This window comes from Phytohabitans rumicis, assembly GCF_011764445.1.
Taxonomy (GTDB): Bacteria; Actinomycetota; Actinomycetes; order Mycobacteriales; family Micromonosporaceae; genus Phytohabitans; species Phytohabitans rumicis.
Map to the genome: position 1 here is coordinate 654,846 of NZ_BLPG01000001.1, position 15,270 is coordinate 670,115.

Below are 15,270 nucleotides of genomic sequence, written 5' to 3' on the forward strand. Positions count from 1 at the left end.
CAGAACTGGCAAGACATAGAAAAAAGACAATATGGAGCCGCGCCACAAAGACACATGGAGCTAGCTCCTCGGGCTCAGCGTGCGCTTAGCGGGCGCATGTCTGTCCACACCGTCTCGATGTGGTCGAGGCACTGCTGCCGGTCGCCGACGAAGCCCTCGGCCCGCCAGCCCGCCGGTGGCTCCTGGTCGGCCGGCCAGATCGAGTGTTGCTCCTCGTGGTTGATGACAACGGCGTACCGCTCACTGTCCATGGATGTCCTCCCGGGGGCGCGGGGCGGCGCCACGCGCCGCCGCTCGGTCGTTCCACGCCTTGAGGCCGATCAGGTCGTCCGGCGGCGCGTCCGGGACCTCGTCGTCGAAGCGGGCCAACGTCCGTACGCGCAGTGCGATCGCGACGACCACGGCGATACACAGCGCGAGTACGGCGTAGAGCAGCCCGATGCCGCGTCCTGGTCCCACGCCGAGCACCACGCCCACGGTGCTGGCGAGGGGGCCCTCGGCGCGCAGCAGCGGCTCGGCGTGGGGCACCAGCGCCGGAGCGACCAGCGCCTGACCGATCGGCAGCGTGGACAGCGCGATCACCATGTTGAGCGCGATGACGCGGCCGTGCAGCCGTTGCGGCACCTTCGTCTGAATGATCGTCAGCCAGATGCCGTTGATGATCGACAGCGACAGCGACATCCCGAGGGCGCCCGCGGCCACCACCGCCACGCTCGGACGCAGCCCGGCGAGCAGGCCCGCGGCGGCGAACCCGAACGTGGCCAGCAGCATCCCGCGCATCCGCCGGTGCCGCGGACCGCCCCAGACGGTGATGGTCAGCCCGCCGAGGACGGCTCCGATCCCGCCGGCGAGTGCGACCTGGGCGACCGCGCCGAGTGGCGCGAAGGCGAGCACCAGCGGTGAAAGCAGCAGGAACAGCGGTGCCAGAAAGAGGTTGAACGCGGCGAAGAACAGCACCATCGCCCGGATGCCGCGGTGCCGGACCGTGTACCGCAGGCCGCCGGCAATCTCGGTCGCCATACTCTCCCGGCGGCGGCGGGCCATCGTATGCGGGAATCTGGTCAGCGCCAGCACGGTGAGGACGAACAGGTAGCTGGCGAGGTCGATGAGCAGGATGCCGCCCAGGCCGACGGTGGCGATCAGGCCCACGGCGGTCAGCGGTACGACGAACTGGGCGACTCCCCCGGTGAGTTGCACCATTCCGTTGGCGTGGCCGAGATAGCGCTTGGGCACCAGCTGCGGCACGGCGGACAGGTACGCCAGGCGCTGGAAGGTCAACGCCACCGACAGCCAGCCGACGAACGCGTACACGTGCCAGGCGGCGAGGGTGTCGGTCCAGTGCAGAGCCGCGAAGGCGGCTATCGCCACCAGGGCGGCGGCGTCGCCGGCGATCATCGCGCGCCGGCGGTCGCTGCGGTCGACGATCGCGCCGGCCAGCGGTGCCACCACGATGCCCGGCACCTGGGCCAGCACGGAGAACAGGGCGAACCGCAGCAGCGAGCCGGTGTCCAGATAGGTCCACAGTGGAACGGCGAACCCGGTCAGCGCCGAGCCGGTCGCCGAGACGATCTGTCCGGCGGCGACGGCGGTGAAGCGCCGCATCCCCGGCTGCGGCCCCACGGCCGGGCTGGCGGTGTCGTGGGTGGACACCGCGGCCAGCTGCCACGAGGCGTCCGGGTCGGCGGGTGGTACGGGCCGGTCGAGTCGCCGGTCGACGCCGGTGAGGATCTCGGCCAGCTCGCTGGCGCGGAACTTGGCGAAGTAGTGCCCCGCCTCGGCCAGTACGACGAGGGCCGTGGTCCCGGTGAGGAAGTGCCACTCGCGGTAACGCTCCTGGTAGTAGTCGGTGCCGGGATCCCACTGCCCCACCACGCAGACGATCGGCGCGCGTAGCCGGGTGACCCGCTGGTGCATCAGGTCGGTGAAGTAGTCCTCGGCGGCCTCCGCGTCGTGGCGCATGGCCCGGATCAGGAACCGCCGCTGCTCCTCGTCGAGCGCGCCGAGGTCGGCGCCCATGCCCTGCAGCCAGTTCGCGTACACCCGGTCGCCGCGCAGCCGCTCGCGCAGCCGGAGCCGGGACAGCCGGCCGGCCAGGCCGCGGACCGGCCGGGCGAAGGGGAAGATGCCGCCGACGTAGACGGCGTCCAGGTCGCGGCCGGCCGCCTCGAGCCGCCGCGCGATCTCGACGGCCAGCGCCCCGCCCGGCCCGCAGTGGCCGTAGATGACCAGCGGGCCGTCGATTGTGGACAGTATCTCCCGCACACACCGTTCCGCGGTGACGACGAGCGGCTCGGTCTGCTCGGCCAACCCGATGTCGTGACCGGGCACCGCGACGGCGTACAGGCTGTGCCCGTCGGGTAGCGCGTCGGCCAGCGGCTGGTACACGACGGCGTTCGCGCCGCCGTACGGCACGCACACGTACGAGCGCAGCCGGGACCCGGTCGGTGGCCGGCTCAGCTCGTGCAGCAGCCTGGCGGGCTCCCCGGACGATCCCGCGGCGGTCAGTTCGGCCAGGGCGCGCACGGTGCGCGCCTGGAAGAGGTCCAGCACGCTGGTCGGTCGTTCCAGGCCGGGCGTGCGGCGCAGCCGGGCCGCGACCTGGGTGGCGAGCAGCGAGTGGCCACCCAGGTCGAAGAAGTCGTCCAGCGCGCCGACCCGGGGCACCCCCAGCACCTCGGCCCAGACGCCCGCGATCGCCTCTTCGACCGGGCCGGCCGGCGGTGCATACTCCACTGTGGACGCGGCCGCGCTCGGCTCGGGCAGCGCGCGCCGGTCGACCTTGCCGTGCTCCTGCAGCGGGAGCCGGTCCAGCCACACGTGCTGGCTGGGGATCATGTACTCCGGCAGCGCCTCGGCGAGCTGGCGGCGCAGATCCGCGTGGCTCGGCTCGGCCGCGCCCGGTACGCGCTGCAGGTAGCCGACGAGCCGGTCGCCGCGCAGCATCGCGACCGCCGCGCCCACGCCGGGACACGCGGCCAACGCCGCCTCCACCTCGCCCAGCTCGACCCGGTACCCCGCACCTTGACCTGGCCGTCCCGGCGGCCGAGGAACTCCAGCGAGCCGTCGGCGCGCCACCGGCCGAGGTCGCCGGTGGCGTACATGCGGGCGCCGGGCTCGTCCGCGTACGGGTCGGGCCGGAAGCGCTCGGCGGTCAGCGCCGGCCGGCCGAGGTAGCCGCGGGCGAGCCGGTCGCCGCCGGCGTAGATCTCGCCCGGCACGCCGATCGGCACGGGCCGCAGCCGTTCGTCCAGGACGTACACCCGGGCGTGCGGAAGCGGTACGCCGATCGGTGTGGCCCCAGACCCGCCCGCGGACGGCTCGACGCGCTGGACGGTGATGCCGACGGTGGCCTCGGTCGGTCCATAGTGGTTGAACACCGCCGCCGGGCCGGCCGCCAGCTCGGCCGCCCAGTCCAGCCGGGACGCCTCGCCGCCGAGGATCAACGCGCGCGCCGGCGTCAACGCGGTCGCCGGCACCTCGGTGGCCAGCGCGGCCAGGTGGGACGGGGTCATCTTCAGGTAGTCGACGTGGTGCTGGCGCAGGTACGCGGCGAGTTCATCACCGGTGCAGCGGCGCGGCACCAGGTGCACGCACCCGCCGGTGGCCAGGCCGAGGTAGAAGACGGTGACCGCGAAGTCGAACGAGAGCGACTGCAGCAGCGCCCACCGGGCCCCGGGCGCCGGCTCGAACCGCGCCCCGACGCCGTCGAGGTAGCGGCGCACCTGCCGGTGCGCCACCGCCACTCCCTTGGGCCGGCCGGTGGACCCGGAGGTGTAGATGACGTAGGCGAGGTCGTCCGGGCCGGCGACCGGGTCGGGTGGTGCGGCGCCGTGCTGGGCGATCTGCTCTCGTACCCGGTCGAGGCAGACGACGGGCGCCGCACCGAAGCGGCCGGCCAGCTCCGTCGTGGTCAGCACCAGGGTGGGGCGGGCGTCGTCCACCATGGACGCGAGCCGGGCCGCCGGCTGCTCCGCGTCCAGCGGAACGTACGCGCCGCCGGCCCGCAGCACACCCAGCAGCACGGTGGCCAGCTCGGGCGCCTGCTCCAGGCACACGCCGACCAGCGAACCCCGACCCACGCCCCGCCCGCGCAGCCACGCGGCCACCCGGTTCGCGCCCGCGTCCAGGGCCCGGTAGGTGAGCGTCGTCTCGCCGGAGACCACCGCCGGCGCATCGGGTGTGGCGGCGACGTGCGGCGCGATGACGGCGTCGAGAGTGCCGGCGTCGTCGCCCGGACGGGCCGAGGCGGGCCGCGGTCCGGCGCCCAGCCGGAGCACGGCCGATCGCTCGGCGCGGTCCATCAGGTCGAGGTCGGCCAGCGGTGTATCCGGCCTGGCCGCCGCCGCGGCGAGCAGGCGCCGGTATCCGGTGGCGAGCCGGGCGACGGTGCCGGCGTCGAACAGGTCGGTCCGGTACCCGAAGACGCCCCACATGCCGTCGGCCCGGTCGTCCACGTACAGCGAGAGGTCGTGCCGGGTGCTGGTGACCTGCAGGCCGTACCGCAGGGCGGTCAGGCCGCCGGGCCAGGCGCCGGCCGGGCCTTCGGAGTTGTGCATGCCGAACAGCACCTGGAACAGCGGCGACCGGCTGGTGTCCCGCTCGACGTTGAGGTCCTGCACGAGCCGCTCGAACGGCAGCTCCTGGTGGCCGAGCGCGGCCAAAACCCGCTCGCGGGTCTGGGCCAGCAGCTCGGCGAACGTCATGTCGGGCCGGATGCCGGCGCGCAGGGTGAGCATGTTGACGAACAGGCCGACGAGGCGTTCGAGCTCGGGCCGCAGCCGGCCGGCGACCGGCGAGCCGACCGCGACGTCGCGCTGGCCGGTGACCCGGTACAGCAGGGTGTGCAGGCCGGCCAGCAGCGTCATGTAGAGGGTGGCGCCGTGCTCGCGTCCCAGCCGGCGCAGCGCCTCGACCAGCTCGTCCGGGAGCCGGATCTTGTGGCCGGCGCCGTCGGCGCCCTGCTGTGCGGGGCGGGGTCGGTCGGTGGGCAGCTCGATCGGCGGCAGCCCGGCCAGTTCCTGCCGCCAGTACGTCAGGTCGCGCTCGGCTGCCGCACCGGACAGTCGCCGCCGTTGCCAGTCGGCGTAGTCGCCGTACTGGACCGGCAGCGGCTCCGGCGACGCCCCGAGACCGGTCCGGGCCGCGTACAGCGCCGCCCAGTCGCCGAGCAGCACCGGCCTGGACCAGCCGTCGCTGACGATGTGATGCATCGCGACGTGCACGACGTGGTCGTCGGGTCCGATCTCGACCACCGTCGCCCGCAGCAGCGGCGGCCGGGTCAGGTCGAACGCTCCGGAGTCGGCCGTGGTCACCGCACGGGCCCAGCCCAGCACGTCGGTGCCGGCGTGCGTGCCGAGCGGCACGACGCGGAACGGGACGCTGACCCGCTCGGCGATCCGCACCACCGGCCGCCCGTCGTCGGCGGCCGGAAAGTACGTCCGGAGGCTGTCGTGCCGGGCGGCGACGTCGTCCAGGGCAAGGTGCAGCGCGTCCAGGTCCAGCCGGCCCCGTAGGCGCACTGCCGTGCGCATGACGTACGCGGTGGTGCCGGCGCTGAGCTGCTCCATGAACCACAGCCGCTCCTGCGCGAAGGAGATGGGCGGCGCCGCGCCGGCCGGCAGCCGCGGGATGGCCGCCGGGGCGGGCGTGCCCGCCCCGGCTCGCCGCAGCCGCTGGGCGATCAGCGCCTGCCGCTGCGCCGAGAGCCGGTCGGGCGGCGCGGTGTCCGCCGGCGTGGCGGTCACCGTGGCCCGCCGTCGATGAGCCCGGCCACCTCGTCGTCGGACAGCCGGGCCACGTCGGCCAGCAGCAGCTCTTCGACGGCGGCGGCGAAGTCGGCGACGGTGGAGCTCAGGAACAGGGTGCGGATGGGGATCTCCAGCACGAGGGCCGCGCCGAGCCGGGCGACCACCTTGGTGGCCAGCAGCGAGTGGCCGCCGATGTCGAAGAAGTCGTCCAGCGCGCCGACGCGTTCGCGGCCGAGGACCTCGGCCCAGGTGGCGGCGACGACGTGCTCGATCTCGCTGCGCGGCGCCACGTACTCGCGTACCTGAAGGTCGTGCGCGCCGACGGCGGGCAGCCGGCGGCGGTCGACCTTGCCGGCCGTGTTCAGGGGCAGGTGGTCGAGCACGACGAGCTGGCCCGGCACCATGTAGCCGGGCAGCACCTGCGCCAGGTCGGCGCGCAACGGCCGGCTCTGCGGCGTACGGCCCGGCGCGGCGGTCAGGTATGCGACGAGGCGGGTGTCGGCGCCGTCGCCGGTGGTGATGACGGCGGCCTGGTTCACGTCGGGATGCTCGGCCAGCCGCGCCTCGATCTCACCCAGTTCGATGCGGTGGCCCCGGATCTTCACCTGCGCGTCGGTGCGGCCGAGGAACTCCAGCCGGCCGTCGCGGCGCCACCGGACCCGGTCTCCGGTCCGGTAGAGGCGGGCCCCCGGGGAGCCGTACGGGTCGGGCACGAACCGTTCCGCGGTCAGCGCCGGCCGGCCGAGGTAGCCCCAGGCGACGCCGGCGCCGCCGATGGCCAGTTCGCCGGGTACGCCGATCGGCACCGGCCGCAGCGCGGCGTCGACGACGTACACCTGGGTGTTGCCGATCGGTTCGCCGAGGGTCACGTCGCTCACCGCGGCCGGCAGCTCCGTGGCGGTGGACCAGATCGTCGTCTCGGTTGGACCGTACACATTGAACAGTCGGCGCACCCGCGGCCGCAACTGGCGCGCGAGCGGCGGCGGGAGAGCCTCGCCGCCGGTCAGCGCGGTCACCTGGGGTGCGTTGAAGCCGGCGTCGAGCAGCATCCGCCAGCCCGAGGGGGTGGCCTGCACGTGGGTGACCGCGTGGTCGCTGACGATCCGGGTGATGGCGATGCCGTCGCGGGCGGTGTCCTCCGGCACCAGCACGAGCCGGCCGCCGGTCACCAGCGGCAGGTAGAGCTCCAGGCCGCTGATGTCGAACGACGGCGAGGTGAGGCCCAGCCAGACGTCGGACGGACCGCTGCCGAGGGTGTCCCGCATGGACAGCAGCAGGTTGGTCAGCGCGCCGTGCGGGACGCCGACGCCTTTGGGGCGGCCGGTGGAGCCGGAGGTGTAGAGCACGTAGGCGAGCGCCTCCGGGCCGCCGGCCGGGGTGAGCGCCTGCGCCGGCTGGCTGTCGATCGCGCCGGCGTCGCGGTCCAGCCAGATCACCTGCTCCGGGTCGGCGCCGTCCGCGGACGCGGCGTGGTCCTGGCAGGTCACCAGACGTTCGATGGCTGCGTCGGCGCGCAGCCAGGCCATCCGGGCGGCCGGCAGCGCCGGGTCGAGCGGAAGGTAGGCGGCACCGGCGCGCCACACGGCCAGCAGCGTGGCGAGCAGGTCCGGGCTGCGCTGCAGGCAGATGCCGACCACCGAGCCGGGCCGGACGCCGCGCTGGCGCAGGTGCCGGGCGATGCGGTTGGCGCGCGCATCGAGCTGGCCGTAGGTGTAGGGCCCGACGGCGGGCGCATCCGGCGCCGCGGCCGCCCGGGCGGCGAACAGCGACGGCACCGTGCCCGGGTACCGGCGGCGGGGGCCCTGGCCGCGGGCGAGCACCTGGCGCTGCCCGGCGGCGTCGTCCATCGGCAGTTCGCCGATGCGCCGGTCGGGGTCGGCGACGGCGGCCCGCAGCAGGCCCTCGTAGCGGCGCAGCAGCGCGGTGACCGTCTCGGCGGTGAAGATGGCCGAGTCGTACCGTGCCCGCAGCGCCAGCCGCCCGGTGGACGTGACGGACGCGTCGACGACCAGGTCGAACAGGGTCTGCGAGATGCCGACCTCGAACCGTTCGCCGGCCACGCCGGGCAGCACGTCGAGCTCGGCCCGGGTCTGCGTGTGCAGCACCAGCATGGTCTCGAACAGCGGCGTCCGGCTGACGTCCCGGGCCACGTCCAGCTCACCGACCAGACGCTCGAACGGGATGTCCTGGTGGGCGTACGCCTCCAGCGCGGCGGTGCGGGTGCGCCGCAACAGTTCCCGGACTGTCGGGTCGCCGGACAGGTCCCCGCGCAGCACGAGGGTGTAGACGAAGCACCCGATCATCGACTCCAGCTCGGGCCGGGTCCGCCCGGCACTGGCCGTGCCGACGGTGACGTCGTCCTGGCCGGCGTGCCGGCTCAGCAGCACCTGGTAGACGCCCAGCAGGAGCATGAACAGGGTGCAGCGCTGGGCCCGGGCCAACTGTTCGAGCCGGGCGGTCAGCTCCGCGTCCAGGTCGTGCCGGGCCTGCTCGGCGCGCGGGGTCTTGAACAACGGCCGGCTCGCGTCCGTCGGCAGGGTCAGCGCCGGCGCGTCGGCGAGGCGTTCGCGCCAGTACGCGAGTGCCTGCTCGGCCTTCTCCGGCGGCTGCTCGGCCTGCTCGCGCACGTACTGGCTCCAGGTGACCGGCGGCGGCGCGAGGTCGGCCGGGCCGCCGGCGGCCAGTACGCCGTACGCCTCGCCCAGGTCGCGGACGAGGATGGACTGGGAGCTGCCGTCGAAGACAATGTGGTGCGCCACCACGATCAGCACGTGATCGTCGTCGCCGAGGCGCAGCAGCGTGGCTCGGATCAACGGGCCCTCGGCGAGGTCGAACCCGGCGTCGAACAGCTCCAGGCCGACCTGGCGGGCCCGGTCCTCCCGCAGCGCGGGCGGCTCGTCGGTCAGGTCGCGCCGGTCCAAGGCGAAGGGGCCCGGATCGCCGATCGCCTGTACCGGCACGCCGTCGCGCTCGGGGAACGTGGCCCGCAGCGCGTCGTGCCGTGCGGTGACCGCGCCGAAGGCCCGGGCAAGCCGGTCGGCGTCGACCGGGCCGCGCAGCCGCCGGGAGAGCACCACGTTGTTCGGCTGACCCGGGTCGAACCGGTCCAGAAACCACAACCGCTCCTGCGCGGGCGAAAGCGGCACTTCAATCACGGTTCGCACCCCCGGGTGTCGTCGTCATGGACAGCCATGGCCACGGCACATCACCGAAGGCCGCTTCGATCAGGACCCGCTCGACGTCGTGCAGGAAGCGCTCGGCGACGGGCGGCGGCAGGTAGGCGGTGTCCCCGGTGACGGCGATGCCGACGCCGCGGGGCGCGTCCAGGACCTGCACGCGCAGCCGCCAGGTGAACCGCTCGAACCCCTCGGCCACGGCCACCGTCGACCGGCGCATCGCCGCCCGTACGTCCGCCTCGTCGGTCGCGTGTCCAAACAGGTCGGCGTCGGTGCTGAGGCGGATGTCGTTGAAGAAGCAGTGCGGGCTCACGCCGTTCTCGTACGGGTGCCCGGCCGCTTGAAACGCCGCGCGCAGCTGCGCCGGGTCGTAGTGCGCGTGCCGGTACCCGCGCACCGCCGCCCGGAAGACCCGCGACAGCAACTCGGCGAAGCTCGGCCGGTCCCGCGTGTCGACGACGACCAGTCCTACCTGGTTCAGCTTGGCGATCGCGTCCCGGTACCCGTCCAGTGCGCGGTTGTGCACCATCGAGTGCATGCCGCACACGTCCGTGCCGGACCACACCGAGATCACCACCGCGACCGCCGCGAGCAGCACGGTGGTGCTGGTGACCCGGTGCCGTGTGGCGGCGAGCCGGATCGCCGTGTCCGCCGCCTCGGAGACCAGCACCACCCGCTGGAACCGGGGCGTCAGCGGTGGGCCCACCGGCGGCAGAGTGTCGGTCGGGAGCTGGTCGTAGCCGCTGACCCAGTGCGCCACGGCCCGCTCCGAACGGGCCCGATCCGGGCCCTGCTCCAGGCGGGCGATATCGACGGACTGCAGCGGGGCGGGCGTACGCACGTGCCCGCGCAACAGCAGCAGCCGTAGCTCCCGGAGCAGGATCTCGACGGCCCGGAAGTCGACGGTCGTGTGGCTGAAGGCGAGCGCGACCTGCCGTACCCGGTCCCCGTCCCGGACCAGCGCCACTCGCTGCGGCCACTCCCCCGCGTGGTCGAACGGCGCGGCGGCCAGTTCTTCGGCGACGGCATGCGCCACGGCCGCACCGCCGTCGGGCTCACCGGCCTCGCGGGACAGCAGCGGCAGCTCGCCGCTGTCCACGACCACCTGGTACGGCTGGCCGTCGAGCGTCTGGATGCGGGTGCGCAGCGAACTGTGCCGGCCGATCAGCACCCCGATGGCGCGCGCCACGCTGTCGACGTCGGCGGGGGCGCCGCGGGGAACGGCGACGACCCGCCGCATGCTCATCAGGGCCTGCTCCGCGCCTCGCCGCTGAATGGCTGTCCACAGCGCACGCTGCCCCCAGGTCAGCGGCACCGCCACGCGGCCACCTCCGTCCACAGTCGACAGTGTGCGGCCATCGACGGCTCTGCACATCCCGGCAAGTATGTGCTCACCGTGACGGTTCCGTAACTCGGCTGGGAAAGCGCATTCCTATGACCGTTCGGCCGATCCCATCGATGGATTTGCCGTTCACGCTGGATTGACCCGACGCCGCGCGGCTTGCCGAGGAGGCAGACCACATGAGCCCGCCCCGTACCGTGTCCGGGTTTCTCGCCTGGCGCGCGGGCCTGGAGCCGGACCACGTGGCCATCGAGGTGGCCGGCGGGCCTGCCCTCACCCTCGCGCGGTGGGACGCCGGCGCCAGCGCCGTCGCGGCCGCCCTGCGCGAGCGCGGCATACGCGGCGGCGACCGGGTCACGCTGCGGTACGGCGCCGCGAACTGGCCCGACTTCGCCGTCGCCTACTGCGGGATCCAGCGGGCCGGGGGCGTGGCCGTACCGCTGTCGGACCGGCTCTCGCCCGGCCAGCTCGGCCACGCGCTGGCCGACTGCGCGGCCGCCGCCGTGTTGCAGGGCCACGGGGTGGCCCGGCCGGCGGGCGTGCCGGCGGCGGTATGGACGGCGTCCGTGCCCGATCTGCTCGCGTCCGGCTCGAAGATGGCTGGAGAGCCGGCACCGGTACGCCCGGAAGACATCGCGCAGATCCTGTACACCTCCGGCACCACCGGCCGGCCCAAGGGTGTTGTCGCCACCCACGCCAACCTGACCCTGGGCGCGCCCACGCACCCGCGCCGGCTGCGGCTGGCGCACTCCGAACGGTTCGCACACGCCTTCGCCATCGGCACCAACGCGGCGCAGACCATGCTGCTCAACGCCTTGTACGCGCGACCCGGCGCACTGACCCTCGCCCGACCGACGCCGGCCCGGTTCGCCCGGCTGCTCGGCACGGACCGGGTGGGCACCGTCTTCCTCGTACCGTCGCTGGCGATCGAGCTGCTCGACTGCGGCGCCCTCGCCGGGCAGGACCTGTCCGGCGTCCACCTGGTCGGCTCGACCGCGGCGGCGTTGCCGCCGGCGGTGGCCGCGCGGCTGGCCGCGGCGTTCCCCAACGCGGCCATCGTCAACTACTACACCTCGACCGAGGCCGCGCCCGCCGAGGTCAGCATGATCTTCGACCCGTCCCGGCCGGCCGCCCTCGGCCGCCCGGCCGGTGGCACGCTGATGATCGCCGACAGCGCCGGCAACCCGCTCCCGGACGGCGAGACCGGCGAGTTGTGGCTGCGCTCGCCGTATCCGCGCGCTTACCACGGTGATCCGGACACCAGCCGCGCCACGTTCCGCGGCGACTGGGTTCGCATGGGCGATCTCGGCCGGCTGGACGCCGACGGCTACCTGTACCTGACCGACCGGCGCCAGGACGTCGTCAAGTCCGGCGCTTACCGGATCTCCACAGTGGAGGTCGAGGCCGCCCTGCACGAGCACCCCCAGGTCGCGGAGGCCGCTGTGCTCGGCGTACCGCACCCCGTTCTCGAATCGGTGCTGGCGGCGGTCGTCGTGGCGCGCGCCGCCACGCCGGAGGGCGCGCTGACCCTGCCGGCGATCCGCGGCTTCCTGTCCACCCGCCTGGCCGACTACCAACTGCCCGCGCACCTGCTGGTACGCGACAACCTCCCGCGCAACGAGGCCGGCAAGGTCCTCAAACGACAGCTCGCCCCCTCTTCGCCGACACCGGCGAACCCGACCGGACAGGAGCACCGTGAGCACGACCGAGACCGGCCACGCCCAGCACGCCGTCTGGTTCACCGAGCGGGCCGGGGTCGCCGCCGGGGCCTACCAGATGGCGTTCGGCATCCACTTCGGCGCCGGCCTCAACGAGCGGGCGCTCGGCGAGGCGTGCGCGGCAGTGGTCGAACGGCACCCGGCGCTGAGCAATGCGGTGGCCATCGACGGCGACGTACCGGTGCTGGTCCCGGCCGCCATGAAGATCGCACTCGAACACGGCGAGCTCTCCGAGGAGAGCATTCGCGCGGAGGTCGCCCGCGCGTTCGACCTGCACACCGGCCCACTGGCCCGGTTCACCCTGCTCACCGCCGGCCCGGGCCGCAGCCTGCTGCTGGTCGTCGCCCATCACCTCGTCTTCGACGGGCACTCCAAGGACGTGCTGGCCCGCGACCTCGCGGCCGCCTACCGCGCCGCGCTCGCCGGCCACCTGGTCGAGCTGGCCGGACCGGTCGCGCCGCCGGCCAGCTCCGTCGCGGCGGACCGCGAGCGGGTGGCCGCCGACCTGCCCCGGGCCCGCGCCTACTGGACGTCCCGCTGGTCACCGGCGCCCGACCCCGTCCTGCCCGGACTGCGGCGGGAGCCGCCGGGCGCCGGGCCCGGCGGCACCGTCCACCTGGCGCTGCCCGCCGAGCTGGCCGCCCGGATCGACCCGGCCGCGCGGCGGCTCGGCGTCACCCGGTTCGAGCTGCTGCTCACCGCGGTGCACGCCCTGCTGGCCCGGTACGGCAACGCCGGCCTGCCGGTGTCGGTGGCGCTGTCCACCCGAACCGCGCCAACCGCGGGCGAGGTCGGCCTGTTCGTCAACGAACTGCCTTTGGCGGTCACCCCCTTGCGCGGCACCGTTCGCGAGTACGCCCGCACGGTCCGCGCCGGGCTGCGGGAGCTGTACGACGTGCGGGCGGTGCCGCTGGCCCGTGCGGTCAGCGGACTGCGCCCGTCCGCGGCCCTGACCGCGGTGTCGGTCAGCTACCGGCGCCAGCCCACCGAGCCACGCTTCCCCGGCGTTTCGTCCACTATGGAGTGGTTCTTCCCGGCTCCGGCGGCCCGCAATGCGCTGAACCTGCTCATCGTCGATGCGCCCGACGGCCCGCGAATCGCCCTGCAACACAGCGTCGAGGCGATGGCGACCGACGCGGTGGAGCGGATCGGCGCGCACCTGGCCACCGTGTTGTCGTCCATCGTGGACGGCCATGACCAGCCGGCGGCAGCACTGCCGATACTGCCACCTGCCGAACGGCACCGGATCGTGCGGGAATGGAATGACACGGCCCGGCCGTACCCGCCCGACAGCACGCTGCCGGCGCTCCTGGCGGCGTCTGTGCGCACCTGGCCGGATCGGGTGGCCATTGTGGACGGTGAACGCGTCCTGACGTACGCCGAACTCGACGCCGCCGTCGCACGCCTCACCGCGATCCTGCGCCGGCGCGGTGTCGGCGCCGGGTCGCTGGTCGCCGTCTGCGTTCCGCGATCCTGGTGGTCCCTGGTGCTGCTGCTGGCCATCGCCCGCTGCGGCGCGGCATACGTGCCGGTGGATCCGGCGTACCCGGCGGCGCGGCGGTCCTTCATCCTCGCTCACGCCGCCCCGCGCTGGTGGTGACGGACCCCGCCGACCTCGCCGCGACCGCGGACCCACCGCCCGCCCCGGGCCGCCCACCGACGCCCGGCGACCTGGCCTACGTGATGTACACCTCCGGCTCGACCGGCGCGCCCAAAGCGGTGGCGGTCTCCCACGGCGCGCTGGCGAACCTGCTGCTGGGCATGCGCGACCTGCTCGGCAGCGGACCGACCGACCGGTGGCTGGCGCTGACGTCGCTGTCGTTCGACATCAGCGCGCTGGAGCTGTACCTGCCGCTGATCGGGGGCGGACGCGTGGTGATCGCTCCCGAGGGAGCGGCAACCGACGGCACCCGGCTGCGTCGGCTGATCCACGGCCAGCGGGTCACCCACGTGCAGGCCACGCCCTCCGGCTGGCGGATCCTGCTCGACGGCGGCTTCGACGGCCGCGACGCGGTGGTCGCGCTCACCGGCGGGGAGGCGCTGCCGCTGCCACTCGCCCGCGAACTGCGGCCCCGGGTAGCCCGACTGTTCAACGTGTACGGTCCGACCGAGACGACGATCTGGTCCACCGCCGAGGAGATCCCGCCGGACCTGGACCGGGTCACGATAGGCCGGCCGATAGCCAACACCCGAGCGTACGTATTGGACGAGGCGCAGCGGCCCGTCCCCACCGGACTGACCGGCGAGCTCTACCTGGCCGGCCACGGCGTAGCCGACGGCTATCTCGGCAACCCGGCGCTCAGCGCCGAGCGCTTCCGGCCCGATCCGTTCGCGCCCGGCGGCCGGCTCTACCGCACGGGAGACCGGTGCGCGTGGCTGCCCGACGGAAGGCTGGTCTACGTCGGCCGCGACGACAACCAGGTCAAGATCCGCGGGCACCGGGTCGAGCTGGGCGAGATCGAGGCCCGCCTGCTGGCCCACCCCGGGGTGGCCGAGGGCGCGGTCGTCCTGCGCGGCACGCACCTCGTGGGTTACACGGTGCCGCGCGGTACGCCCCCGGAGCCGGCCGACTTACGGCGGCACCTGGCCGAGACGCTGCCGGCAGTCATGGTGCCCACCATCTGGTCCACTGTGGACCATCTGCCGCGCACGCCGAACGGCAAGCTCGATCGCGCGGCGCTGCCGGATCCACCCCGCCCGGGACCCACCGATCCGGATCCCGCCGCGGCGGGCGCGGGCGGCGGCGACCCGGTGGTGACCGAGCTGACCGCGATCTGGCAGGACGTGCTCCAGGTCGACGACATCGGCCCGCACGAGGACCTCTTCGACCTCGGCGGCCACTCGCTCACGATCACCAGGATCAGCAGCCGGATACGGCAGCGGTACGCCGTCGAGGTGCCGCTGGACGCGTTCTTCGACACACCCACGGTCGCGGAGATCGCCATGATCGTGCACCGGTCGCTCGCCGGCGTCGCGGGCGGGCGCTGATGGAACGCGCCGAGCTTCGACGCCGGGTCGCCACCCTCATCGCCCAGGCGACCGACGGCGCCGTGCCGGCCAACGCCGCGCTGGCCGGCGCCGAGCCGCTGCACGATCTCGGCCTGGACTCACTGGGCTGGTTGCGGTTGATCGACGCCGTGGAGGCCGCGCACGAGGTGGACCTCGACCTGGGCGGCACCGACCTACGCCGGATCACCGTGGAACACATCGTCGACATGCTGGCCAACCCGCCTCAGCCGTGACGCAGCGCGAGCGGTGCGGGTGGCGCCACGCGCCGCCCGCACCGT

The 15,270-nt window shown here is 74.1% G+C and carries 8 protein-coding genes and 1 pseudogene; 4 read left to right on the plus strand and 5 right to left on the minus strand.

Annotation, left to right across the window (positions count from 1 at the left end; all coding sequences use genetic code 11):
• Positions 1–74: 74 nt before the first annotated feature.
• From Prum_RS02855 to Prum_RS02870, 5 genes are read right to left on the minus strand one after another with little or no spacing between them, the layout of a single operon-like run.
• Entirely contained in the window at positions 75–251 is a 177-nt protein-coding gene (locus tag Prum_RS02855) for an MbtH family protein (RefSeq protein WP_173073709.1), read from the minus strand.
• The gene (locus Prum_RS50750; RefSeq protein WP_246278516.1) at positions 241–2,943 is read right to left on the minus strand and encodes an MFS transporter; all 2,703 of its coding nucleotides are present in this window, start codon (positions 2,941–2,943) and stop codon (positions 241–243) included. The genes Prum_RS02855 and Prum_RS50750 overlap by 11 nt, the downstream gene beginning before the upstream one ends.
• Positions 2,832–5,744, minus strand: a complete 2,913-nt coding sequence (locus Prum_RS49110; RefSeq protein WP_218576972.1) for a non-ribosomal peptide synthetase — start codon at positions 5,742–5,744, stop codon at positions 2,832–2,834. Before Prum_RS49110 ends, Prum_RS50750 begins: the two co-directional genes overlap by 112 nt.
• A complete protein-coding gene (locus Prum_RS02865; RefSeq protein ID WP_173073711.1) occupies positions 5,741–8,902 on the minus strand; it encodes a non-ribosomal peptide synthetase in 3,162 nt (1,053 codons plus the stop codon). The genes Prum_RS49110 and Prum_RS02865 overlap by 4 nt, the downstream gene beginning before the upstream one ends.
• Positions 8,895–10,244, minus strand: coding sequence for a condensation domain-containing protein (locus tag Prum_RS02870; protein WP_173073713.1), 1,350 nt, complete (start codon positions 10,242–10,244; stop codon positions 8,895–8,897). Before Prum_RS02870 ends, Prum_RS02865 begins: the two co-directional genes overlap by 8 nt.
• Positions 10,245–10,444: 200 nt before the next feature.
• Between Prum_RS02870 and Prum_RS02875 the strand changes: the two are divergent.
• The 4 genes and pseudogenes from Prum_RS02875 to Prum_RS02885 all read left to right on the plus strand — a co-directional run.
• A pseudogene (locus tag Prum_RS02875) lies at positions 10,445–11,884 on the plus strand (class I adenylate-forming enzyme family protein); the annotation flags it as partial.
• Positions 11,885–11,960: 76 nt separating this feature from the next.
• Positions 11,961–13,583 carry a condensation domain-containing protein gene (locus Prum_RS49115; protein ID WP_218576973.1) on the plus strand — a complete coding sequence of 541 codons (1,623 nt, stop codon included), beginning with the start codon at positions 11,961–11,963 and terminating at the stop codon, positions 13,581–13,583.
• Positions 13,580–14,971, plus strand: a complete 1,392-nt coding sequence (locus tag Prum_RS49120) for a non-ribosomal peptide synthetase (protein WP_218576974.1) — start codon at positions 13,580–13,582, stop codon at positions 14,969–14,971. Before Prum_RS49115 ends, Prum_RS49120 begins: the two co-directional genes overlap by 4 nt.
• Positions 14,971–15,225, plus strand: coding sequence for an acyl carrier protein (locus tag Prum_RS02885; protein WP_173073714.1), 255 nt, complete (start codon positions 14,971–14,973; stop codon positions 15,223–15,225). The genes Prum_RS49120 and Prum_RS02885 overlap by 1 nt, the downstream gene beginning before the upstream one ends.
• Positions 15,226–15,270: the final 45 nt, after the last annotated feature.